This is a genomic window from Streptomyces sp. NPDC025784 (assembly GCF_055558435.1).
In genome coordinates this window covers 345,143-368,233 of record NZ_JBVHMN010000007.1, presented here as the reverse complement: position 1 = coordinate 368,233, position 23,091 = coordinate 345,143, and the positions used below count along the sequence as shown (strand labels likewise).

The following is a 23,091-nucleotide window of genomic DNA, read 5'->3' as shown; positions in this document are numbered from 1 at the left end:
GGTCACTGCTCCTCGCCGCCGGGAAAACCCGCCGCCGGGAAACGCGGAGTAGTGTGGACAGTACCGAGGGCATCTCGCACACCGGCTTCCACGCCGGGTCGTTCCCGGCGAAGCATGAAACCCGGGCCGCCGCAGAGGTGGCCCGGAGACGGGTCCGCATCATGTCGGCGACCTTGTACCCCACGCTGCCGCACCCCGAGCCCGGCGCAGCCCCGGCCGCACGTCTCGCGTTGAAAACCGACGGCACTTCCCGCGGACTCCTGGACGGAGCCTGGTGGCCTCGCTCCCGGGACCTGCTGAGCGAACTGCCAGCGCTCACGGACGTGTTGGACCCCCTGTGGGGCCGCATCACCCGTATCGCCGTCAACCCGGAGCACTGGCCGGTCATCCCCCGCAAGGTTCCCGTGAGCGGGCACATCGTCAAGGTCGGCTGGTTCACTCCGGAGATCGATCCGCACAAGCTGCTGCTCCTCTCCTACGGCACCGGCCGCTGGGATCTGCTGGTCATCCCGCCCGGGACCGGGGCGGAGCCGGCGGCCCGGCTGATGGCTGCCGCGTCCGACCACGACGGCCCGCCACTGACCGCGAGCGCGCTGATCGCCGCGGAGGAGGCCCGGCACGGCGTCCTGGCGGGCGACCAGCCACTGGACCCGGACGAGGCTTGGGAGTATGAGGGCGGCGCCTCCGCGGTGTCCGCTGCCGTTCCCCAACAGACCGGTCCGCCCGGCCGGGCCAGCCGGCTGATCATCGGTATGTGAGGTGGCCACCATGAGCGCCTTCCTGACGGCCACCGCCTTCCTGGTCCTCGTCGCAGTGGCGGCGTACGTGATCCACCGGCTCGGGCTCCAGCACGCCGACAGGATCGCCGCGTACCGGTACAGCACCCCCCGGCCCGGCCGCCGCGGCCGGGCCGCGCCACCGTCGGCTCGGTCCGCGGCGACGCGTGCCCGGGGCGTACACGCGGGCCCCGGACCACGCGAGGAGCGGCCGGGGCCCGTGGACCGAGGCATCTGAGGACCTTGAGCACCTGAACCGAGGCGTCATGACTCTTCCGCGGCTGAGCCTCTACCGGCACGACCGGGGCACGCGGGCCCTGGTCACCCTGGCCGGTGTCATCGATTCCGCCACCGCGCCCCACGTGCGCGCCGCCCTGGAGCGGTGCCTGCGGGACGGCATCACCCTCATCGACGTCGATCTGACCACCGTCGACCGCTGTGACGACAGCGGCCTGAGCGTCTTCCTCGACGTGTCACGGCACGCCGCCGAGAATCACGCGTTCCTGCTGCTGCACCACCCCTCCCCGCAGACCGAACGACTGCTCACGGACACGGGCTACAATCGTCTGCTCTATGCGATGAGGCCGGGAGGGGCCCGGCGTCATCGGGAGTGGCGCCCATAGGAGCGTCCCCAGCCAGCGGGTCGCCGGGCAGCACAGGCGGGCACTGGTCACCCTGGCCGTTGAGGGAGTCCGGGAGTCCGGCCCCGTGGGTCTCAATCGGCGCGTCGTGCCCGGTGGCGGACTCCGTTGAGCTTGACTCGCGGAGAGGCTGTTCCAGACCGGCCGAGTCGCGTGCGTGCGCGAGCGTCTCCCGCGTCAGTCGCTCCGGGGTCCGCGCCGGAGCGGCGTAAGGCTCCAGCAGCAGCCGTACTCGCGCCACCGGAGCGGTACGCGGCTTGACCGGCCTGGGGTCGAGCACTCGTCAGTGTTCAGCCGGACCGCTCCCAAGGCCCGTCCGTCAGGGCGTGAGGCACCCCCGGTGGGGTACCCGCACGGAGACAGGAGGGCCTGCGCAGCCGCTGACCGACGAAGCAGACGGCCTCCCGACACCATCGACTCCCCGACTCCAGAATCGCGTGATGCGTCCGCACCAGGGACGTCGTAAAGCCCTTCCAGCGGCCCGGTCCCAGCGGGGCAGAGCCGATCGGCCTTGTCCGGAGAGTTCCACCGTCATGAGCAGAAACACCGCGGTCCGCCCCCCGCCCCCGGAGGCGTCCGGAAGTGACTTCGCCCGTCTGTCCAGAAAGATCGCCGCTGCCGGGCTGATGAGGCGCCGTCCCGGCTACTACGCGCTGCGGAGCACGGTGGTGGCCGGGCTCTACGTCGGTGGGTGGGCAGCCCTCGTGGTCCTGGGCGACAGCTGGTGGACTCTGGCGGTCGCAGCCTTCCTCGCCGTCGTCTTCGGCCAGGTCGCCCTGCTCGCCCATGACGCGGCGCACCGCCAGGTGTTCCGTCGGCGTCGGGCCAGCGAGGTGTCCGGACGGATCGCCGGTGCCGGTATCGGGATGGGATACGGCTGGTGGCAGGACAAGCACACCCGCCACCACGCCAACCCCAACCACGAGGAACTCGACCCCGACCTCGACCCCGACCTGCTGGTCTGGTCCCAGGACCAGGCGCGGGCCGCCAAGGGGCTCCCCCGGCTGATCGGCCGCCGGCAGGCGTTCCTGTTCTTCCCGCTCCTCACCCTGGAGGGCTTCAACCTGCACGTGTCGAGCGTGAAGGCATTGGCCAACCGCTCGCTCAAGCACCGCGCGCTGGACGGCGTCCTGCTCTTCGCGCACTTCGTGCTCTACCTGACCGTACTGCTCTGGCTGCTGCCGCCCGGCATGGCGATCGCCTTCCTCGCCGTCCACCAGTGCCTGTTCGGCGTCTACCTCGGTTCCGTCTTCGCGCCCAACCACAAGGGCATGCCCATCCTCCTGAAGGGCACGGACCGCCCGGACTTCCTCCGTCGCCAGGTGCTCACCTCACGCAACGTGCGCGGCGGCTGGTTCACCGACATCGCACTGGGCGGACTGAACCACCAGATCGAGCACCACCTGTTCCCCAGCATGCCCAGTCCCAACCTGCGCAGGGCCCGGACCATCGTGCTGCGCCACTGCCAGGAACTGGGTCTGGATTACGTGGAGACCGGGTTGATCGCCTCCTACCGGCTGGCCCTCGCCAGTCTCCACCGGGCCGGAGCACCACTGCGGCAGGCCCGCGTGCCCACCTGAGACACCTGCCGGAGCCATCGTCGGAGACCGTGCTGCGGTCACCACCGGCACGCCCCCGAGTGGCGGGCCGCCCTCGCCCCCGCCGTCCGAGACCGTCGAGCCGGTGCGCCGGTCGCGTCGTGCGCCGGTCGCGCCCCGCGCCGCCCCGTCAGCCCGACGTTCCGCGCCCGCTCCCGGTGTCGATGAGGATCTGTTCCGCCTGGCTGATGTTGTCCGCCCGGACCGCCTGGGCCATCGCGGCGCGGGCGGCGTCCGGTGCCGCGTCGGGCGGGACCACCAGCAGCGAGAAGATGTCCCGGTCGCCCCGGGTGATCAGTACCGTGTCGTCACCGACCGGGAAGGAATCGATGTGCACCACGCGGTCGTCCACGACGATGCGCGTCGGGAGATCTTCCCAAGCTGCGGTGTCCAGCCCCACGCGGGTCACGGGGCCGAGGTGGGCGACGAGGGCACTCAGCAGCGCGGGCAGCTCGGCACCCATGTCCCGCGAGCGCGGCCACCACGCACCATCGAGGACACCTTCACGTGATGGGATCGTCTCCAGCCGGAGAAGCGCGCAACCCGGCCGCACAGCCTCGTGGACACCGCTGGGCAGACGCCGGGGAACAGGAGATGTATCCGAGCTGGTCATGAGGACCACCCGTCTGTAGGGCAGGTGCGACAACGGGACCGCCTCGCACCTGCCACGCTACTCCAGGTGCCACGCGAGCCGGCGTCTCCGAAATCGCCCTCTATCGACCGGCCCCATCCGGAACGGATCCAGCACACATGAGGCCGGGAAACCCCGTGAACAAACGAGAACTACGGAGGAGTGTTTGCCCAGGCCAGGCGACCTGCAGCGAGCATTTCACCAGGTCGCAGGCCCATTCGGGGAAAACTCCTAAAGCGGGTGTCGCAGGTTCGAATCCTGCCGGGGGCACCAGCGCAAAGGCCCCGGACCGATCATGGTCCGGGGCCTTTGACATCCATCTTTGGCATCAACGGCGCTGGTCACTGACGACCGGGGCGCTTCCTGAGCAGCCGGTCCATGTGGCTCATGGCCTCGCGCTGGGTGTCCTGCGCGACGTGCGTGTACACGTCCATGGTGATGCTGATCTGCGAATGCCCGAGGATCTCCATCACGACGCGGGGCGCGACCCCGGCCGCCGTGAGGAGGGTGGCAGTGCCGTGCCGAGCGTCATGCAGCCGGATCACTCGGAGGCCGGCCGACGCGGCGACGCGGGTGAAGGAGCGGTAGACGTTCCGCGGCTCGACCCGGCGCCCGGTGCGGGTCGTGAAGACGTACCCCGACTCCTGCCACCGCTCCCCCGCCTTGGCGCGTCCTGTCGACTGCCGCATCCGGTGCCGGCGCAGCGGGGCGATGCACAGCGCGGGCAGAGGGACGACACGACGACGGCGGCCCTCGGGGTCGTCGTCGTAGAGGACACCACGGCGGCGCTGAGTCTGCCGGCGGACGTGGAGGACCCGGTTGTCCAGGTCGAGATCCGACCACCGAAGCCCGCTGGTCTAGCCCCGCCGGAGCCCCATGTCGACGGCGAGCACAAAGGCCGCCAAGAGCGGATCTCGACGGGAGGCGGCGAGGAAGTCGAGGTCTCGTCGAGCGTCCAAGTGAACGTGCCGGATGCGGCTCCACCTCGACGCCCTGAACCACGCCCGCTCCACGGTGTATGGGTCGACGGCGGACGGGATAGGAGCTGCGGTGAGTGGTGGGTCAGGGAGGTATGTACCGTCTCCGCAGACGATCACAGGGGAGGGATCAAGTGTCGAGTGATCTCCAGTTCAGTTGGAGTCTGAACGGATCCGGTTGGGCAACGTATCGAATCTCGGATGGTGAGTCGGAGCAGAAGTGCAGTCCGAGCTACTGCACGAATGCTCTTGCTGATCTACTCGTCGGCGTTGCAGGGCTGTACGGACCTGACGCTGCTCGGCGGTTCTCGTTCGACTTGGAGCCCCCAGAAGTGAGGTGGGTCCTCAACAGCCGCGGGACAGCCGTCGAGATGGGTATCTACCTGTTCCCTGACATGTTCAAGAGCTTCAATCTGCCGGACGCCGAAGGCGAGCTCTTGTGGAGCTCGGTCCAGTCGCGCAGCACTATCGGTCACGTGGTCATGGAAGCCGCGCAAGACGTCCTTCGGCTGCACGGCGAGGACGGGTACCTGAAGAAGTGGATGCAGCATCCCTTTCCCGTCGCCGAGCTACGAGAGCTCCGTCGCCTGCACCTGGAGCGGGACGCCTGCGATCTGCCGCACGAGTTGTCGCCCCTGAAGTAGGTCGTGTCCCTCGCGTGCCCGATCGGACGGGGAACCACGGGCAACAGCGGTGCGGAGCGGGCATTGGGCATGGCGAAGGCTCCCGGCCGATCTTGCTGGTCAGGGACCTTTCACCTGCGGTGGGTGTGGGATTTGAACCCACGGTGACTCGCGCCACGACGGTTTTCCAGACCGTGTGCAGGACACAGGTTGCCGACGCAGCCCCCACGCCGTGAAACCGGCCACTCACGAAGATGCCGACGTCGACGGGCAGTGCAATGGAGGTCCTTCCAAATTCCCGGTGGGTGGCGACCCCGGGGTGCCGATGCCCCCCAGAAGAGCGCTGACCCGAAAGGGTCGCCCCGTCGGCCGAGCTGTACTCTGCGCGCGAGGAGGGGACATGACCGATCAAGAGCCCGTGCAGGACGCACTCTTCGAGGCCGCTGCAAGCCTTGTCCGCATCGCCGGAGTGATGCTGTTGATCATCGTCGTGCCGACTGTCCTCTTCATGGGGACCATCTGGATGCTGTTCTTTGGCTTCGGCCCCTGACCGCATACCCTCGCCGACCAAGAAATGACGATGCGACCACAAGCGTTGTCCCCCGGGGCTCCGCATGCTCGACCGCGAACGTGCACGGCGACCGGGCCAGGCCCTGGAAGTAGGTCGGCCGGTGTCGCAGCCGCCGGCGATAGGCCGTGCCGTCGACAATGATGCGCCGTGCGCGCCCGGCCCAGGTCAGCCGATCAACCACCCCGTAGATCAGTTCAGCTTCCCAAGCTCATGCCCCTCATGAGCTGCTTGGCGAGCCGTGAAGAGCGGAACTCGTTGTCAGAGCCGCACTGTACGGTCCGGCCTCATGGCCGAGAGACCGACGACGAATTGGCGCAGGGGCATAGCCCAGGAAGCCGCGGAGCTTGCCGCCGGCACTCTGGATCCCGACTGCGCGTGCATGGTCGACCTATTCCCCGACGAGCTTCTGTCGGCAACTGATGCCGTCCTGGACACCTTTGAGGCCGAGTTGCCCACACTCGCCGGAGGAGACGACGAACGCGTCTTCGCCGTGGCGCAGCGCGTGGTCCTGGCCCTGAACGCGGTGAACGAAGCTCACGACCAGTGCGCGTTCGAGACCGATGAGCGCGAGCAACTGTGCACCTACATAGACGAGGCCCTCACCGAGCAAGGGGTCGACGTCGCGGCCCTGACCGCCAGGCGCGGACTCGGGCGGCATGAGCTCACGGACCAGTGGCGGGATTGGTGAGCAAGCCGACGTCGTAGCAGGTCAGGGCCCGCGACACCAACAGTCGAGGGGGCTAGGTTGAGGTCGTGGACGAAGAAGCGATCACCATCAGGCTCACGCGCGATCAGGCATTCGTGCTGTCGGACTGGCTCTACCAAGTCATGTTCCAGTCCGACGACCTTCAGGAGATCGTGCGCGACCGAGCCGTCTGGTCCCCGATCTACACCATTTCGGGAACGCTGGACACGACGCTCGGCGAGATCTTCATGCCTGACTACGGTCCGCGCCTCGAAGCGGCCAAGCAACGCCTCCGCGCCGCCCTGTACGGCGAAGCCGACGAGTCAGCGGCGCTGAGCGGGGATGGTGCTATCGCACCACAAGCGCACCAGACAGAGCGGGGAACGGCGGGGAGCCACGGTGACAACGACTCGGTCTGAAGACGCCATCATCCAGCCGTTCGTCCAGGTCAGCACCCAACCCCGTCCCAAATGAGCGCAGCTTCCCAAGCTGATGACGCCGTCACCAGGAGCCGTTCGGACGCGATCCCCAGGCAGAACGTCCCCAGCCGCGGGTAGCAGTGGCGGCTCGCAGGCAGAACCGTGACGACTGGTCGGGGGCCCTGCCGTTCGGGTGGATCCTCTACTGGGGGGTGTCTGGGACGGTCAGAGCGAACCGCGCCCTCGGCTGAGAGTAACGGTCCTTTCCTGGTGGATCGTGAAAACGAGCGGTTGATCAGACGTCGCACCGACGTCCCTGCGGCCCGTCAGATCGCTGACCACGAACGGCGGCTACGACGTGAAGCTCACGCCCGGAACACGGCAGCGAGGCGAGCCGACTTCACCTCCTGGTGGTCAGGTGGAGGAGGGAGCGCTGGTCGTAGGGGTAGAGCCACGGGCTCCAGTCACCTTCTTGGAGGTGGGAGATCGCGATGAGGGCGTCGGCGGCGTTCTTGCAGTGTGGGTGGCGTGCCGTGAAGGACGCGATGCGGGGTCGTTGCGTGAGCAGCCAGTCGGCGACGGTCTGCGGGTCGCCGTCGTACCACCACCAGAACTTGAACTCCTCCCACAGGAAATCCGTCCCCCAGCCGACTGCCAGTCGGACGAGGCCGGCATCCGCGGCGGGGCCGGAGAGGCCGGCGATGTGGTCCAGCCATGGCTCCAGGCCGCCCGTGGCGTGGGCGATGCCTTCCAGGAGGTCGCGGATGTCCTTCGGGGACCGGCCGCCGGTGAGGGCGAGGGTGAGCAGTGCCCGGAACGCCTGCTCGACCGCGGTGCGCTCGGCGACCGGCCAGCCGACCAGTTCGGCCCCGTACCGGCCGAGACCGCGCAGCTCACGGGACGGGTCGGTGCCAGGGCCTTCCGGACCCCAGTGACGCACGGCACGCGGTATGAGGCGGCGCCACAGGACCGCGTACTGGTCCGCGTCCCAGTGATCGACGACCTTGCCCATGAAGCCTGCGAGGAGGTCATCCGGCACATCCCGTGGATCACCGCCGAGGATGCGCAGTTCCGCTTCCGTGAAGCAACGAGTGCACCCCTCCACCGGCCGGTCGAGCTCCGGAGGGGAGGCGAAGATCCGGTCCACCTCGGCGAGGGCGAGCCGCCACATCGTGTACGGGTCGGGGACAGACTGATCGAGCATGACGGCTACCCACCGGGACTCCGCACCGTGGGCCGGGCGAAGAGCGTGACATTACACCGGTTCCCGCCCGGCGGGTACCCGTTTCCCGACGCGGGCGAGGTCGAGATCCGCAAGGTCAGGCCGACTGCCCGCGCCTGAAAGCCGGGCATGGGCTGCCCGGCCGTCTCTGGGCCGTGAAAGGTGGGCCGACGTCGATGGCCGAGGGGCCGCGGCGGGGGCTCGCGATCATCGACGCGCGCCGCCGAGCCCTCCCTCGCCGGCTGCCACCCGCTGCCCGACGTCCGCGGCGACCTGCTCGCCCGGCTCGGGCGTACGGCGGAGGCGCGCGAGGAGTTCGTCCGGGCCGCGGGCCTCGCGCGCAACGAGCGGAAGCGGCAGTTGCTGCTGGGCCGCGCGGCCCCCTGCGAAACGCAATCTCCTTCCCCCGAAACTCTGTTCCCATGCGTCTCGGTGGGATCTACAGTTGCTCAGCCCCTGTGCGGGGCCTGTGTTCGTGATCCATGGGGGGTCGACAACTTGAGACTGTTCACGCGCCGCCGTGCCGCGGCGCTCGCGACCGCGGCGGCGCTCGCCGCGGTGGGCACCCTGGCGAGCGCTCCGGGCGCCGCCGCGGACGACGCCGGGCCCTGGCCGGGCACCGAGGGCAAGATCCTCACCGACGGCCCGACGCTGGTCGATCCGGCCACCGGAACCGCCACCCAGGTGGGCACCCACATGGGGAGTTACGCGACCTGGGCCCCGGACGGCAGCCGGATCGTCTCCGAATGGGGCCAGCTCGCCAGCGAACGGCCCGACGGCAGCTCGCGTTTCAGCCTGCCCTGGGCGACGGGCGTGCGCTCCAGCGCCGAGCAGAAGGACATCACCTTCTGGTGGGGCGGCCGATACGTCGTCTACTCCACCGGCGGCCAGCTCGTCTACGGCCCCTCCGACGCCTCGTGGGCCCCCAAGCCCCTGCTGTCGGCCGCCCAGGAGCCGTCCACCGTCTGCGACGAGGACCCGACGGTCGGCCCGAACGGCCTGATGGCCTTCTCCCGCCGCATCAACTACGGCTGCTACGACAACGACGGCGTCTGGGTCTACGACTCGTCCGCGAGCACGGTCAAGCGCGTCCTCACCGACGCCGCGCAGCCCGCGTTCTCCCCGGACGGCACCAGGCTCGCCTTCGTCCGCAACGTCGGCGGCGGGCTCAGCCGGCTCTTCACCGCGAACGCCGACGGCACCGACGTCAAGCAGATCACCGTCGACGGCCGCGGCTACGCGAACCCGTCCTGGTCGCCGACCGGCACCCGGATCATCGCCGACGTCCACACCTCCGGCGACAGCTCCGACGTGCACACCACGGAGTACGTCGACGTGGCCACCGGCGCGACGACCGCGGTCCCCGGCACGCCGCAGGGCAGCAACCCGAGCTGGCAGCCGCTGCGCAAGAACTCCGCCGGCCGCGTCTGGGGTTCCGACGTCTACGCCAGCAACATCGCCTCCTCGCGCTGGACGTGGAACACCTACGGCGGCACCAAGGTCCCGGGCCTGATGGACGCCAAGGCCGCCGTCCTGATCAACCGGGACGACTCGGCGTACTCGCTCACCGCGCCCGCCCTGGCCGGCAAGAAGCACGGCCCGGTCCTCGGCACCACCAGGAGCGGCCTGACGACCGCGGTGAAGAACGAGCTGAAGCGCACCCTGAAGCCGGGTTCGAACGTCTACCTCATCGGTGGCACGTCCATCCTGACCAGCACGGTCTCCTCGCAGGTCACGTCCCTCGGCTTCACTCCGAAGCGGCTGTCCGGCACCGACCGCTACGCCACCTCGGTCGCCGTCGCCAAGTCGGTGACGAGCAGCCCGAAGTACGTCTTCCTGGCCACCGGCACCGACTACCACTCGGCGCTCGCGGCCGCCTCCGCGGCCGGCGCCGACGGCACGAGCAGCGCGGGCAGCGTCGTACTCAACAACGGCAACTCGCTGTCCTCGTCGGTGAAGTCGTACCTGAACAGCCTGAACCCGAACAACACCATGATCATCACGGTGGGTTCCTCGGCGAAGTACTCGCTGACGCACACGCACTTCTCCAACTGGCCGTCGACGTACACGTACTACCCGATCACGGGCTCGACGAACGAGGCCACCTCGGTCGCGGTCGCCAAGTTCTGGTGGACCGCGCCGAGCACGGCGGCGCTCGCCTACACCAACTCCTGGCGCGGCGGGGTCTCCGCGGGCGCGGCCATGAACGTCTTCGGCCCCGTCCTGTGGACCGCCAAGGACAGCCTCTCCAGCGAGGTCAAGAGCTACCTGCTGCGCGAGTCGGCGAGCGCGAACTCGGTGTTCGCGTTCGGCGGCACCGGTTCGGTCGCCAAGGCCGCGCTGGACAGCGCGGGCGCCGCGATCAGCGCGAGCGCGAGCCAGTTCGTGTACCACCCGTACTACGACGGCGTCGTCACGACGGCCTCCCAGCAGAGCACCTACGCGGCCCGCACCAACGGCGGCCAGCCCGCCACGGTCGCCCGCACCGGCCCGACGGGCGCGGACCCCCACCTGGACTCGCTCAAGACGGTCCAGCACCAGTAGTGCGGCTGGGCGGGGGCGCCGATCAGCATGGTCGGCGCCCCCGCCATACGGGTCAGGAAAACCGTCGCCGCTTGGGGCCGGACGGCTTGGCCTTCTTGCGGAGTTCCTCCGGCTCCACCGCCGAGCCGCGCTTCTTGACGGTCGGCGTCCCGATCCCGCGCTCGCGCAGCAGTGCCTTCGACTTCCTGACGTTGCAGCCGGCCTCGAAGCCTGCACGCGACCGCGCCGCCGAGCCGGCGCATCAGGCAGGGCCGGCCCTTCGGCGTTTCAGGCGTCGTACCACAGGCGTGCCCCGCCCGACCGACGCCGGTCTCCGGACGAGGCGCCGGCCCATCACCCCGATTCCGTGCGACGGACCCGCCCTCCGGCCGCGTAGAGCAGACGACGGATTCACCCACGGAGGGGACTGCACAGTGAGAGCGCGTGCACTCAAGGGGGCGGCACTGAGGGGTGCCAGGGGTACGGCGGTCGCGGCGGCGGCGATGGCCGTGCTGACCGCGTCGCAGGCGCCGAGGGCGGCCGAGGCCGCGGAGGCCGCGCGGAGGGCGGCACCCGCCGACCACGGCCTCGGCGTGTCCGGCGACACCCCGTACCGCACCGGTCTTCCCCCGCTGCGGACACGGAAGAACGGCTCGGCACAGGGGGTGGCTGTCGACGGCGCCCTGCCCGCCAGTGTGTTCGCCGCGTACCGGCACGCCGAGGAGGAGCTGGCGCGCAGCGCGCCACGCTGCCGGCTGCGCTGGCAGCTGCTGGCCGCGATCGGCCAGGTGGAGTCCGGGCAGGCACGGAGCGGCCGGGTGAGCCGGGACGGTACGACCGTGACGCCCATCCTCGGCCCGCGGCTGGCGGGCGGGGCCTTCGCCGTCGTGGAGGACACCGACGGCGGCGCGTACGACGGGGACGCGGCGTACGACCGCGCGGTCGGCCCGATGCAGTTCATCCCGTCCACCTGGGCCCGCTGGGGAGCGGACGGCAACGACGACGGACGCACGGACCCGAACAACGTCCACGACGCGGCGCTCGCCGCCGGCCGCTACCTGTGCGCGGGCGGCCGGGACCTGTCGGACCCCGCCGACCTGGACCGGGCGATCCTGGGCTACAACCACTCGGACGCCTATCTGCGCACCGTCAAGGCGTGGTACGCGTACTACCTGACCGGACATCGCGTGGTGCCGGACGCGGCCGACGGATCCCGTTCGGACCGGCCGAAGCCGTCCCGCCCGAAGAGGCCGAAGTCCTCGTCGCCGAAGCCGTCGGACGACCGGAAGCCGGGCCCCGGTCCTTCGCGCACGTCGTCGGCGCCGCCCACCTCACCGTCCCCCAGTCCGTCCCCCGAGGCCGGCGTCCCGAAGGAGTCCGAGACGCCGCTGGTTCCCGTCCCCGAACCGCCCCTCACGCCGCCCAGCGGAAGTGTGCTGCCCGACGCCGGGCCACTGACCACCGGCAACGGCTGGAACACGATGGGCGTCTCCCCCTCCACAACTGCCACTACCCGGCGGTAATGTCGCCACCCGCCGGAAGCACAGGACCGGCGAGTGAGCGCGAAGGGGCCCTCATGGCGACGGACATGCCTGCGGACACGGCGGCCTCCGAGGAGCGTTGGCAGCGCATGTGGAGCCATCGCGAGCAGCTGCTCAAGGTGGCCCGGCGGCGATCCATGAGCCGGGAGGACGCCGAGGACGCCGTTCACGAGGCGATGCTGCGGGCCGCGGAGCGCCCGGACCTCGACGACGAGCGGCTCGGCGCCTGGCTGACGACGGTGACGATGCGGCTGTGCGTCGACCGGCACCGGCAGGTCAACCGCGAGGCCGAGGTGGGCAGCCGCCCCACACTCGTCGCGCCGGGCCCGGTACCCGTCGAGGAGGCGGTGTGCGACCGGGCCGAGGCGAAGTGGCTCGCCGTGCGCAGCGGTGAGCTGCCCGCCCGGCAGGCGGAGGCGCTTCGGCTGAGGTCCGAGGACCTGGACGTGAGCCAGGTCGCGGTGCGGATGGGGCTCAGCTACCGGACCGTCGAGTCGCTGCTCGCCCGGGCCCGGCGGACGCTGCGCGCCTCGCTGGCCGGGACGCTCGGGCTGGTGCTGTTCCTGGTCGGGCGCGGGCGGCTGCGCGGGGGCGGCAATGCCCAGGCGGTCGTGGCCACCTCGACGGCGGTGACCCTGGCGGTGGCGGGGTTCGTACTCCCGTACGCGCTCGACGCGGGCGGGAACGGTCCGGCGCCGCGGCCGGCCGTGTCCAGCGACGCGCAGGCCCTGGGCGGCGAGGCCACGGGCCGGGGGCGCGCCCCCGCAACGCCCACCGCCGCGCCCTCGGCGCCCGGGGCCTTGGGCCGGACACCCTCACCCGCCGGGAGCACGCCCCTGCCGGTGCACGTGCCGTCCCTGCCGGTGCACGTGCCCTCCTTGCCGGACGTGTCCGCGTCCCCGCTCCCGGAGCTGTCCGCGCCGCAGATCCCGCAGATGCCCGAGGTGCCGAAGGTGCCGGGCCTGCCGACGACGTCGGTCGCCTCGTCGGTCCCGTCGCTGCCCCCGGCCTCGGCCGTGCCGGCCGCTCCGCTCTCCGTCCCCGCCCCGAGGACGCTTTCGGGCACGCCGTCGCCGACGCTGCCGTAGCGCCCCGTACCCGCGTCCGCAAAAAATCTTCGTCCGCCGCGACGGACGCCCCTCCCCTCCCCGTAGAGCAGATGTAGGAGCTGCTCCACAGGCGAAGGGTGGAACCGGATGGGTGTCGAGATCTGTGTGGAAGGGCTCACCAAGTCCTTCGGCCACCAGGTCATCTGGCAGGACGTCTCGCTGACGCTGCCCGCCGGGGAGGTCTCGGTGATGCTCGGCCCCTCGGGGACGGGCAAGTCGGTGTTCCTCAAGACGCTCGTGGGGCTGCTGAAGCCGGAGCGGGGCTCGGTGAAGGTCGCGGGCCGGGACATCACCCGCCTGCGCGAGCACGACCTCTACGAGGTGCGGAAGCTGTTCGGCGTGCTGTTCCAGGACGGCGCGCTGTTCGGCTCGATGAACCTTTACGACAACATCGCCTTCCCGCTGCGCGAGCACACCCGCAGGTCCGAGAGCGAGATCAAGCGGATCGTCCTCGAAAAGATGGACATGGTCGGGCTGATCGGCGCCGAGGGGAAGCTGCCCGGCGAGATCTCCGGTGGTATGCGCAAGCGGGCCGGGCTCGCCCGTGCCCTGGTCCTCGACCCGGAGATCATCCTGTTCGACGAGCCGGACTCGGGCCTGGACCCGGTCCGCGTGGCCTACCTCAATCAGCTCATAGTCGACCTCAACGCACAGATCGACGCGACCTTCCTGATCGTCACCCACGACATCGCCTCGGCCCGCCAGGTGCCGGACAACATCGGGCTGCTGTTCCGGCGCGAGCTGGTGATGTTCGGGCCCCGCGAGGAGCTGCTGGCCAGTGACGAGCCCGTCGTACGGCAGTTCCTGAACGGCCGGATGCAGGGGCCGATCGGCATGGCGGAGGAGAAGGACGCGGCCCAGGTCGAGCAGGAGTTGGCCCAGATCGACGAGGGCGGCACGGCCGATGCGCCGACTCCCCGCCTGCTTCCCGGCCCCGGCATCGTCCGCCCGCCCCGCTGGGAGGCGATCGCGAGACGCGAGGCGGAGCTGCACGGGACGGGGGTGACGGGTGCATGAGGCTCTCCCCGACGGGTGCGCTCCGGCACTCGGGCAACCTCTTCGCGATGGCTCTGGACGTCGTCCGGACCCTCCCTCGACGTCCCTTCCAGGCGCAGGAGTTCATCCAGCAGGCGTGGTTCGTCGCGAGCGTCACGATCCTGCCGACGGCCTTGGTCTCGATCCCCTTCGGGGCGGTCATCGCGCTGCAGATCGGCAGTCTGACCAGACAGTTGGGCGCGCAGTCCTTCTCCGGTGCCGCGTCCGTGCTCGCCGTGCTGCGGGAGGCCTCGCCGATCGTCACCGCGCTGCTGATCGCGGGCGCGGGTGGCACGGCGATCTGCGCCGACCTCGGGGCGCGCAAGATCCGGGACGAGATCGACGCGATGCAGGTGCTCGGCATCGACCCGATCCACCGGCTCGTCGTACCGCGCGTGCTGGCGTCGATGGTCGTGGCCGTGCTGCTCAACGGCCTGGTCTCGGTGGTCGGTGTCGCGGGCGGCTACTTCTTCAACGTCGTCCTCCAGCACGGCACGCCCGGCGCCTACCTGGCGTCCTTCACCACCCTCGCCCAGCTGTCCGACCTGTGGGCGGCGGAGATCAAGGCGCTGGTGTTCGGGGCCATCGCGGCGATCGTCGCCTCGTACAAGGGGCTGACGGCGCAGGGCGGTCCGAAGGGCGTGGGCGATGCCGTCAACCAGTCCGTGGTGATCACCTTCATGTTGCTGTTCGTGACCAATTTCGTGATGACCGCCGTGTACTTCCAGGTCGTCCCGCAGAGGGGGTAGCCGATGAGACCGCGAGACCTCCTCGATCGCCCCTTGCGCTCTCTCGAAGAGCTGGGCTCCCAACTGTCCTTCTACGGCCGCTCCTTGGCTTGGACGGGCCGTACCCTACGCCGCTACAAGAAGGAGATCCTGCGGCTGCTCGCCGAGGTGAGCTTCGGGCGCGGCGCGCTCGCCGTCGTCGGCGGCACGGTCGGCGTGATCGCGTTCCTGTCCTTCTTCACCGGCACCGAGGTCGGCCTCCAGGGCTACGCGGCCCTCAACCAGCTCGGCACCTCCAACTTCGTGGCGTTCCTGTCGGCGTACTTCAACACCCGGGAGATCGCCCCGCTGGTGGCCGGACTCGCTCTGTCCGCGACGGTCGGCGCCGGGTTCACCGCGCAGCTCGGTGCGATGCGCATCAGCGAGGAGACCGACGCGCTGGAGGTGATGGGCGTCCCGTCGTTGCCGTTCCTGGTGACGACGCGAATGATCGCCGGCTTCGTCGCGGTGATCCCGCTGTACGTGATCGGGCTGCTGTCCTCGTACCTGGCCGCCCGCACCATCACCACCGGCTACTACGGACAGTCGACCGGCACGTACGACCACTACTTCCACCAGTACCTGCCGCCCGTCGACGTGTTCTGGTCCTTCGGCAAGGTGACCGTCTTCGCTCTGCTGATCATCCTGGTGCACTGCTACTACGGCTACCACGCGAGCGGCGGCCCGGCCGGTGTCGGTGTCGCGGTGGGCCGGGCGGTGCGGACCTCGATCGTCGCCATCAACGTCCTGGACTTCTTCCTGAGCCTCGCGATCTGGGGCGCCAACACGACCGTACGGATAGCGGGGTGAGTGGGGTGAGCATGCACAGAACGAGACTCAGGCTGTACGGCATCGCGTTCCTCGCCGTGCTCGCGCTGTTGCTGTCGCTGGCCGTGGCCGTCTACAAGCAGGCGTTCACGCCGGTCGTGCGCATCACGCTGCAGGCGGACACCCTCGGCAACCAGCTCGATCCACGCGCCGACGTCAAGCTGCGCGGGCTGCTGGTCGGCGAGGTCCGGGGGGTGCACGCGGACGGGACGAAGGCCACGCTCGACATCGCGCTCAAGCCGGAGTACGTCGCGGACATCCCCTCGGACGTGCACGCGCGGCTGCTGCCCAAGACGCTGTTCGGCGAGAAGTACGTCGACCTCGTCGCTCCCGCCGGAGCGGCGCACGCGTCGGCTCGGCCCATCCGCGCGGGCGACGTCATCACCCAGGACCGCACGAAGGCCGGCATCGAGGTGCAGCAGTTGATGAACGACCTGCTGCCGCTGCTGCGCACGGTCCGGCCGGGTGAACTCAACGCCACGCTCTCGGCGTTCGCCACCGCTCTGGAGGGCCGCGGTGACCGGATCGGCGACAACCTCGTGCGCGTCGAGGGCTATCTACGCCGCATCAACCCGCACATGCCCTCCCTCAAGAAGGACATCACTCGATTCGCTGACGTCGCCGAGGTGTACGGCGACGCCGCGCCCGACCTGATGCGGATCCTGCGCAACACGGTCACCACCAGCCGAACGATCGTCGAGAAGAGGGACCGGTTGGCCTCGGCTCTGCGCGCGACCGCCTCCGTGGCGGACACGGCGAACGACGTCCTGTCCGAGAACGGCGACCGGCTGATCACCCTGGGCCGGGTCTCCCGCCCCACGCTGGAGCTGTTCGCCCGCTACTCCCCCGAGTACCCGTGCCTGTTCCAGGGCCTGGTCCGACAGGAGAAGGCCTCGGAGGACGCGTTCCGAGGCGGCGAGATGCGGATCACCCTTGAGATCGTCCGGCCGCAGGGGGCTTACCGGCCCGGTGAGGAGCCGGTGTACGGCGAGCGGTCCGGCCCGAACTGCCGTGGCCTGCCGCATCCGCTGGTGCCCGGGCCGAAGCCCCACCTCAATGACGGCACGTCGGCCGGAGGTTCCGGCGGCGCGCTCCCCGGAGGTGTCGACGTGTCCGCCACCCGGGCCGAGCAGCGGGCCGTCGGCTCGCTCGTGGCCCCCGTCATGGGCGTTCCCGCGGACCAGGTGCCGCCCGTGGCGACGCTCCTGTTCGGACCGCTCGCGCGCGGGACGGCGGTGAGTGTCGCATGAGCAGCTCAGGATCCCGGCAGATCGCCGCCCCGCTGATCAAGTTCAGCCTCTTCGCGCTGGTCACGATCGCGGCGACGGCCCTGCTCGCCGCCACCGTCGTCAACGTCTCCTTCACCCCCAAGGACACCTATCACGCGGTGTTCACCGACGTCACCGGGCTGGAGACCGGCGACGACATCCGGGTCGCCGGAGTGCGGGTAGGAGAGGTCGAGGGCATCCGGATCAAGGACCGGACCCTGGCGGAGGTCACGTTCACCGTCAGCGCGGACCGGCCGCTGCTCGCCGGGACCCACGCGGTCGTCCGCTACCGCAACCTGGTGGGGCAGCGGTACATCGCGCTCACCGAGGGCAGAGGCGACGTGACCGCCCGGCTGCGGCCGGGCGGCACCATCCCGCTGTCCCGGACCCGGCCGGCGCTGGACCTCACCGTCCTGCTGAACGGCTTCAAGCCGCTGTTCGCCGCGCTCAGCCCGGGCGACGTCAACCAGCTCGCCACCGAGATCGTCCGGACCCTCCAGGGCGAGGGCGGCACGGTGAACAGCCTGCTCGCGCACACGGCCTCGCTCACCAGCTCACTCGCCGACCGCGACAAGCTGATCGGATCGGTGATCGACAACCTCAACACCGTCCTGGAGACGCTCGACAAGCGCGGCTCCCGCTTCTCCGGGCTGCTCACGCAGCTGCGCCGGGTGGTCTCGGGGCTGTCCGCCGACCGCAGGCCCATCGGGGAGTCGCTGGTGAGCATCGGCGACCTCACGGACGTCACGTCGGGGCTGCTGAAGGACGCTCGTCCACCGCTGAAGGACGACATCGCCGGGCTCCGCGATCTCACCGGAACGCTGAACAAGAACGAGAACACCGTGGAGGGCGTCCTGAAGCGGCTGCCGAACAAGCTGGAGAAGCTGACGGGGACCGCCTCGTACGGCTCGTGGTTCAACTTCTACCTCTGCGACTTCGACGGCCGGATCGTGCTGCCGAAGACCAAGCGGGTGATCACTCCGGAGCTGCACGTGGCACGGGCGAGGTGTGGCGGATGAGCATGCGCATCAGACGGCGCACTGTCCGCCGACCCGAACCACTGGTGAAGGTCCGCGTCCTGCCGCCCAAGCTGCCGAGACTCCCCAGGCTGCTGCCGAAGCGCAGACCCCGACCCGAACCACTGGTGAAGGTCCGCGTCCTGCCGCCCAAGCTGCCCAGGATCCGGCTCGAGCGCCCGCGGCTGAAGCCCTTCCGTGAGCGCAACGCGGTCGTCGTCGGCGCCGTCGGCCTCACCGTCTTGGCGCTGCTCACCGTTGCCGCCTTCAACGCCGACAGCCTGCCGCTGATCGGCGGCGGCGACACCTACAGCGCGGCCTTCTCCGAGGCCGGCGGGCTCAAGCCGGGCGACGAGGTACGGATCGCCGGGGTCAAGGTCGGCAAGGTCGAGGGCGTCGACCTTGCCGGCGACCACGTCAAGGTCACCTTCAAAGTGAAGGGTCACCCGGCGTTCGGTACCGACACGGGTGCGTCGATCCGTGTCAAGACGATCCTCGGCGCGAAGTACCTGGCCCTGTACCCGAAGGGGCCCGGCCAGTTGAAGCCGGGCAGCGAGATCCCGCTCCGGCGGACCGTGTCGGCGTACGACGTCGTCCAGGCCTTCAGCGACCTGACGACCACCACCGAGGAGGTCGACACGGACCGACTCGCGAAGGCACTGGACACGATCTCCGTCACCTTCCAGGACTCCCCCGAGGAGGTGCGGGCGTCGATCAAGGGGCTGTCGCGGATCTCCCGGACCGTCGCCGCCCGTGACAAGGCGCTGCGCGGGCTCCTCGACCATGCCGACGGAGTCACCGAGGTGCTGGCCGGTCACACGAAGGACTTCTCGGCGCTGGTGAAGGACGGTGACGCCCTGTTCAAGGAGATCGGCAAGCGCCGCACGGCGATCCACAAGCTGCTCAAGAGCTCCGCGCTGCTGGGCATCGAGCTGTCCGGCCTGGTCGACGACAACAGCAAGGAGATCGGGCCCGCACTGAAGAACCTCAACACCTTCGTGACGATGCTCGAACGCAACCAGGCCAGCCTCGATCGCAGCGTCCGGCTCCTCGCCCCCTACGTACGGCTCTTCACCAACACCCTCGGCAACGGCCGCTGGTTCGACTCCTACATCCAGAACCTGGTCGCCGCCCCGGTCACGCCACGAACGGGAGGCACCCGATGACCCGCAGACTCCTGGGCCTGTTCACCGCACTCGCGATCGTCGTCGGCCTCGCCGTCGTCCTGTGGCCGGGCCCCGGCCCCGTCCGCGTCACGGCGTACTTCCCGCGCACCGTCGGCATCTATCCCGGTTCCGACGTCCGCGTCCTCGGCGTCCGCATCGGCGAGGTCAGAAGGATCACGCCGGAGGGCGACCGGGTACGGGTGGACCTGGAATACGACCGGGGCCACAAGCTCCCCGCCGACGCACAGGCCGCCATCATCAACTCCTCGGTGGTCAGCGACCGTTACGTACAGCTCCTGCCGGTGTACCACAAGGGCGCGGTGCTGCGGGACGGAGACGTCATCCCCGAGTCCCGTACGGCCGTCCCCGTCGAGCTGGACCGGGTCTTCGACAGCCTGCACACCACCGCCGAGGCGCTCGGCCCGAACGGCGCCGACAAGAAGGGCTCGCTGTCCCGGCTGCTCGGAGTGAGCGCGGACAACCTCCAGGGGCAGGGCGAGAACCTCAACCGAACGGTGGAGGACCTGTCCCAGGCGGTCACCACGCTGTCCGACGGGCGCGGCGACCTGTTCGGGACCGTGCGGAACCTTCAGGTGTTCACGGCCGCGCTGGCGGCGGACGACACCAGCGTGCGGTCGTTCAACACCGACCTCGCCGACGTGGCCGGCCAGCTCGCCGGGGAGCGCAAGGATCTCGCGGCCGCACTGAAGTACCTGGCCACCGCACTCGGCGACGTGTCCGGCTTCGTGAAGGGCAACAAGAAGGCGCTGACCTCGGACGTGAAGGACCTGGCCAAGGTCACCAAGGTCCTCGTCACCCAACGGGACGCTCTGGAAGAGCTGTTGACCGTCGCTCCCACGGGCCTGTCGAACCTGCAGAACGCCTACAACCCCGCCGCCGGCACCCTCGACACCCGCAACAACGCGGGGGCCCCGCAGGATCCGTCATCCCTTCTCTGCTCGGTCCTGAAGACGACCGGCGACGACCACGACCACTGTGCCGGGTTGAAGAAGCTCTTCGACTCCCTGCCCAAGGTTCCGTCGGCCCCGGCGTCGACGGGCACGGTCGACAAGACCCTCGGCGGAATCCTGGGGGCACCGGCATGAGCATGCGGCGCAAGGGGCGGGTGGCCGCCTGGACGGCGGTCGGCTCGCTGCTGCTGACCGGCTGCGAGTTCAACGGCTGGTACGACGTCCCGCTCCCCGGCGGCGCCGCCTCGGACGGTCACGCCTACCACGTCACCGTCGAGTTCCGGGACGTCCTGGACCTGGTGCCGCAGTCGGCGGTCAAGGTCAACAACGTCACCGTCGGCGCGGTCGAGAAGGTGGAACTGGACGGCTGGCACGCCCGCGTGCGGCTCAGGATCGCCGACTCGGTGAAGCTGCCCGGCAATGCGGTCGCCGATCTGAGGCAGACCAGCATGCTCGGCGAGAAGTACGTCGCCCTGTCCGCGCCGGCCGGCACGCGGCCCGTCGGACGGCTCCGCGACGGCGACCGCGTCCCGCTGTCCCGCAGCGGCCGCAACCCGGAGGTCGAGGAGGTGCTGTCGGCCCTGTCCGCGCTGCTCAACGGCGGAGGGGTGGCCCAACTGAAGACGATCACCGTGGAGTTGAACAAGGCCCTCGGCGGTCGCGAGGACCGGGTCAGGTCCCTGCTGAAGCAGCTCGACACCTTCCTCGGCGGCCTCGACGACCAACGGGCGGAGATCGTGCGCGCGTTGAAGGGCGTCGACCGGCTCGCGAAGCGGCTGAAGAAGGAGAAGAAGACGATCGCCCTGGCCGTCGACACCATGCCGCCCGCTCTGAAGGCCGTCGCCGACGAGCGCAAGGACCTGACGAAGATGCTCACCGCTCTGTCCAGGCTGGGCAAGACCGGCACCAAGGTGGTGAACGCCTCCCACGACGACGCCGTCGCCAACCTGAAGAGACTCCGGCCCATCCTGCAGGAGCTGAACAAGGCGGGCGACGACCTGCCCAACTCCCTCGAACTCCTCACCACTTATCCGTTCCCCCGCAACGCGACGGACGCGGTCAAGGGCGACTACGTCAACCTGAAGATCACCGCCGACCTCGACCTGGCGGAGCTCTACGCCAACGTCCCCGACAAGCCCGGCAAGGGCGGGAAGTCCCCGGCCCCCGGGACACCGCGTCTTCCCGACGTCCCCACGCCCACCCCTCTCCCCTCCGCTCCGTCCCTGCCGGACACCCCCTCCGTGCCCTCCGCGCCCGCCGTGCCCTCGACGCCCTCCGACGGCAGCACCCTGCTGTGCCCGCCGGTGTGCACCGCCGCTTACGGCACCGGGGACGGCTCGCGTCGCCTCCCGCCGGGGGTCGATCCCGGCCTCGCCGAGCTGATGCTGAAGGGGATACTGCCGTGATCACACGTACGGTCAAGGCCCAGCTGCTCGCCTTCGCGACCGTCACCGCCCTCGGGGTGTCGTACGTCGGCGCCCGCTACACGGGCCTGGTGGACGACGTCCTGCACCGCGGATACACCGTGCGCGCCGACTTCGCCGAGTCCGGGGGCGTCTTCCCCGGCGCCGAGGTCACCTACCGGGGGGTGCCGGTGGGCCGCGTGGGCGAGCTGCAACTGACCAAGGCCGGGGTCTCGGTGGCGCTGAAGATCGAGGACGGCGCTCCGAGGATTCCGGCCGACACGCTCGCGGTGATCGCGAACCGCTCGGCGGTGGGCGAGCAGTACGTCGACCTCCAGCCACGGCGGTCGGACGGGCCGTACCTCACGCACGGCAGCCCGATCCCGCGCAGCCGCACCAGGACACCGCTGCCGGTCACCGACCTGGTCCTCAGCCTCGACCGCCTGGTCGACTCGGTCGGCAAGGACGATCTGCGGATCACCGTCGACGAGCTGGGCAAGGCGTTCGCCGGCACCGGACCGAACCTGAGCCGACTGGTGGACTCCGGCGACGCGCTGGTGGAGTCGGCATCCGAGTCGCTCCCCCAGACGGTCTCGTTGATCGAGGACTCGCGGAAGGTACTCAAGACGCAGGCCGACCAGGGCTCGGCCATCAAGTCGTTCTCCCGCGATCTTGCCGCGCTCACCGACCAGTTGAAGTCGAGCGACGGTGATCTGCGCCGACTGATCGGCACCACTGCGCCCGCCGCGCAGGAGATCGACTCCCTGCTGAAATCCACTCGGCCGCACGTGCCGGTCCTGCTGACCAACCTCATCAGCGGCGGCCAGATCACCGTCGCCCGGCTGCCCGGCGTCGAACAGGCCCTGGTCACGCTCCCGCTCAATGTCGCGGGCAGCTACACGGTCATCCCCGGCGACGGCACCACCCATTTCGGGCTGACCGTGAACGCCGACGACCCTCCCGCGTGCACCCAGGGCTACGGCACCCAGCGGCGCGACCCCGCCGACACCGGCACGCGCCCGGCGAACACCGACGCGCGCTGCACGCTACCGCGCGGCAGCAAGACCTCCGTGCGCGGAGCGCAGAACGCGCCCGGCGCGACGGCCGGTCGGTACGGCGCCGGCCAGGCCGCGTTCGTGGCCCCCTACGACCCGGAGACCGGCACCTTCCCCAGGCTCTCGGCTGCGCTCGAGCAGGGAGGGACCCCCATCGGCCCGGACGGAACGCCCTTCGAGATCGGCTCGACGGGCGGGGAACAGACCGTGTTCGGAAAGGAGTCGTGGCAATGGCTGCTCGTGGGACCGATGGTGTGAGAGGCAAC

General features: G+C 70.1%; 22 protein-coding genes, 1 tRNA gene and 3 pseudogenes. 21 read left to right on the top strand and 5 right to left on the bottom strand.

Annotated features, from left to right (window positions below):
• The first annotated feature begins 53 nt into the window (after positions 1-53).
• From ACZ4IF_RS18950 to ACZ4IF_RS18935, 4 genes are all read left to right on the top strand, one after another.
• Entirely contained in the window at positions 54-758 is a 705-nt protein-coding gene (locus ACZ4IF_RS18950; protein WP_467564221.1) for a DUF5994 family protein, read from the top strand.
• A gap of 10 nt (positions 759-768) precedes the next feature.
• Positions 769-1,014 (top strand): hypothetical protein, encoded by a 246-nt coding sequence (locus ACZ4IF_RS18945; RefSeq protein WP_467564219.1) that lies wholly within the window; start codon positions 769-771, stop codon positions 1,012-1,014.
• A 28-nt stretch (positions 1,015-1,042) separates the two neighbouring features.
• Positions 1,043-1,399: an STAS domain-containing protein gene (locus ACZ4IF_RS18940; protein WP_467564217.1), complete on the top strand. Its 357-nt coding sequence runs from the start codon at positions 1,043-1,045 to the stop codon at positions 1,397-1,399.
• 551 nt (positions 1,400-1,950) lie between these two features.
• Complete coding sequence (locus ACZ4IF_RS18935) at positions 1,951-2,997, top strand: fatty acid desaturase family protein (protein ID WP_467564215.1); 1,047 nt, start codon at positions 1,951-1,953, stop codon at positions 2,995-2,997.
• Between the two features lie 148 nt (positions 2,998-3,145).
• Here ACZ4IF_RS18935 and ACZ4IF_RS18930 read toward each other — a convergent pair whose 3' ends face one another.
• Together ACZ4IF_RS18930 and ACZ4IF_RS18925 are read right to left on the bottom strand one after the other, a co-directional pair.
• Positions 3,146-3,628 carry a DUF5994 family protein gene (locus ACZ4IF_RS18930; RefSeq protein WP_397658919.1) on the bottom strand — a complete coding sequence of 161 codons (483 nt, stop codon included), beginning with the start codon at positions 3,626-3,628 and terminating at the stop codon, positions 3,146-3,148.
• A 359-nt stretch (positions 3,629-3,987) separates the two neighbouring features.
• A pseudogene (locus tag ACZ4IF_RS18925) lies at positions 3,988-4,604 on the bottom strand (tyrosine-type recombinase/integrase); the annotation flags it as partial.
• A gap of 390 nt (positions 4,605-4,994) precedes the next feature.
• Here ACZ4IF_RS18925 and ACZ4IF_RS18920 point away from each other — a divergent pair.
• A complete protein-coding gene (locus ACZ4IF_RS18920) occupies positions 4,995-5,267 on the top strand; it encodes a hypothetical protein (RefSeq protein WP_467564213.1) in 273 nt (90 codons plus the stop codon).
• 115 nt (positions 5,268-5,382) lie between these two features.
• Here the strand turns inward: ACZ4IF_RS18920 and ACZ4IF_RS18915 are convergent.
• Positions 5,383-5,477: transfer RNA gene (locus ACZ4IF_RS18915), tRNA-OTHER, on the bottom strand.
• A 169-nt stretch (positions 5,478-5,646) separates the two neighbouring features.
• Here ACZ4IF_RS18915 and ACZ4IF_RS18910 point away from each other — a divergent pair.
• From ACZ4IF_RS18910 to ACZ4IF_RS18900, 3 genes are all read left to right on the top strand, one after another.
• The gene (locus tag ACZ4IF_RS18910; protein WP_467564211.1) at positions 5,647-5,796 is read left to right on the top strand and encodes a hypothetical protein; all 150 of its coding nucleotides are present in this window, start codon (positions 5,647-5,649) and stop codon (positions 5,794-5,796) included.
• A 307-nt stretch (positions 5,797-6,103) separates the two neighbouring features.
• Positions 6,104-6,505, top strand: coding sequence for a hypothetical protein (locus ACZ4IF_RS18905; protein WP_467564209.1), 402 nt, complete (start codon positions 6,104-6,106; stop codon positions 6,503-6,505).
• A 65-nt stretch (positions 6,506-6,570) separates the two neighbouring features.
• Positions 6,571-6,921 carry a hypothetical protein gene (locus tag ACZ4IF_RS18900; RefSeq protein ID WP_467564207.1) on the top strand — a complete coding sequence of 117 codons (351 nt, stop codon included), beginning with the start codon at positions 6,571-6,573 and terminating at the stop codon, positions 6,919-6,921.
• 400 nt (positions 6,922-7,321) lie between these two features.
• Here the strand turns inward: ACZ4IF_RS18900 and ACZ4IF_RS18895 are convergent, their stop codons facing one another.
• The gene (locus ACZ4IF_RS18895) at positions 7,322-8,125 is read right to left on the bottom strand and encodes a hypothetical protein (RefSeq protein WP_467564205.1); all 804 of its coding nucleotides are present in this window, start codon (positions 8,123-8,125) and stop codon (positions 7,322-7,324) included.
• Positions 8,126-8,316: 191 nt separating this feature from the next.
• Here ACZ4IF_RS18895 and ACZ4IF_RS18890 point away from each other — a divergent pair.
• Both ACZ4IF_RS18890 and ACZ4IF_RS18885 read left to right on the top strand, forming a co-directional pair.
• Positions 8,317-8,521, top strand: a pseudogene (locus tag ACZ4IF_RS18890) (RNA polymerase subunit sigma-24); the annotation flags it as partial.
• Between the two features lie 120 nt (positions 8,522-8,641).
• Positions 8,642-10,687 (top strand): cell wall-binding repeat-containing protein, encoded by a 2,046-nt coding sequence (locus ACZ4IF_RS18885; RefSeq protein WP_467564299.1) that lies wholly within the window; start codon positions 8,642-8,644, stop codon positions 10,685-10,687.
• Here ACZ4IF_RS18885 and ACZ4IF_RS18880 read toward each other — a convergent pair.
• A pseudogene (locus ACZ4IF_RS18880) lies at positions 10,582-10,880 on the bottom strand (THUMP-like domain-containing protein); the annotation flags it as partial. The gene ACZ4IF_RS18885 and the pseudogene ACZ4IF_RS18880 sit on opposite strands and share 106 nt — an antisense overlap.
• A gap of 220 nt (positions 10,881-11,100) precedes the next feature.
• Here ACZ4IF_RS18880 and ACZ4IF_RS18875 point away from each other — a divergent pair.
• From ACZ4IF_RS18875 to ACZ4IF_RS18825, 11 genes are all read left to right on the top strand, one after another.
• Positions 11,101-12,189, top strand: a complete 1,089-nt coding sequence (locus ACZ4IF_RS18875; protein WP_467564203.1) for a lytic transglycosylase domain-containing protein — start codon at positions 11,101-11,103, stop codon at positions 12,187-12,189.
• Positions 12,190-12,242: 53 nt separating this feature from the next.
• Positions 12,243-13,295 carry an RNA polymerase sigma factor gene (locus tag ACZ4IF_RS18870; RefSeq protein WP_467564201.1) on the top strand — a complete coding sequence of 351 codons (1,053 nt, stop codon included), beginning with the start codon at positions 12,243-12,245 and terminating at the stop codon, positions 13,293-13,295.
• Positions 13,296-13,403: 108 nt separating this feature from the next.
• A complete protein-coding gene (locus ACZ4IF_RS18865; RefSeq protein ID WP_467564199.1) occupies positions 13,404-14,333 on the top strand; it encodes an ABC transporter ATP-binding protein in 930 nt (309 codons plus the stop codon).
• Complete coding sequence (locus ACZ4IF_RS18860) at positions 14,330-15,100, top strand: MlaE family ABC transporter permease (protein ID WP_467564197.1); 771 nt, start codon at positions 14,330-14,332, stop codon at positions 15,098-15,100. Before ACZ4IF_RS18865 ends, ACZ4IF_RS18860 begins: the two co-directional genes overlap by 4 nt.
• Positions 15,101-15,103: 3 nt before the next feature.
• A complete protein-coding gene (locus ACZ4IF_RS18855; protein WP_467564195.1) occupies positions 15,104-15,928 on the top strand; it encodes an MlaE family ABC transporter permease in 825 nt (274 codons plus the stop codon).
• An 11-nt stretch (positions 15,929-15,939) separates the two neighbouring features.
• On the top strand, positions 15,940-17,196 hold the full coding sequence (locus ACZ4IF_RS18850) for an MCE family protein (protein ID WP_467564193.1): 1,257 nt from the start codon (positions 15,940-15,942) through the stop codon (positions 17,194-17,196).
• Entirely contained in the window at positions 17,193-18,233 is a 1,041-nt protein-coding gene (locus ACZ4IF_RS18845) for an MCE family protein (protein ID WP_467564191.1), read from the top strand. Before ACZ4IF_RS18850 ends, ACZ4IF_RS18845 begins: the two co-directional genes overlap by 4 nt.
• A complete protein-coding gene (locus tag ACZ4IF_RS18840) occupies positions 18,230-19,396 on the top strand; it encodes an MCE family protein (protein WP_467564189.1) in 1,167 nt (388 codons plus the stop codon). Before ACZ4IF_RS18845 ends, ACZ4IF_RS18840 begins: the two co-directional genes overlap by 4 nt.
• A complete protein-coding gene (locus ACZ4IF_RS18835) occupies positions 19,393-20,502 on the top strand; it encodes an MCE family protein (RefSeq protein ID WP_467564187.1) in 1,110 nt (369 codons plus the stop codon). The genes ACZ4IF_RS18840 and ACZ4IF_RS18835 overlap by 4 nt, the downstream gene beginning before the upstream one ends.
• Entirely contained in the window at positions 20,499-21,773 is a 1,275-nt protein-coding gene (locus tag ACZ4IF_RS18830) for an MCE family protein (protein ID WP_467564185.1), read from the top strand. The genes ACZ4IF_RS18835 and ACZ4IF_RS18830 overlap by 4 nt, the downstream gene beginning before the upstream one ends.
• Positions 21,770-23,083 carry an MCE family protein gene (locus ACZ4IF_RS18825; RefSeq protein WP_467564183.1) on the top strand — a complete coding sequence of 438 codons (1,314 nt, stop codon included), beginning with the start codon at positions 21,770-21,772 and terminating at the stop codon, positions 23,081-23,083. Before ACZ4IF_RS18830 ends, ACZ4IF_RS18825 begins: the two co-directional genes overlap by 4 nt.
• The last annotated feature ends 8 nt before the right edge of the window (positions 23,084-23,091 follow it).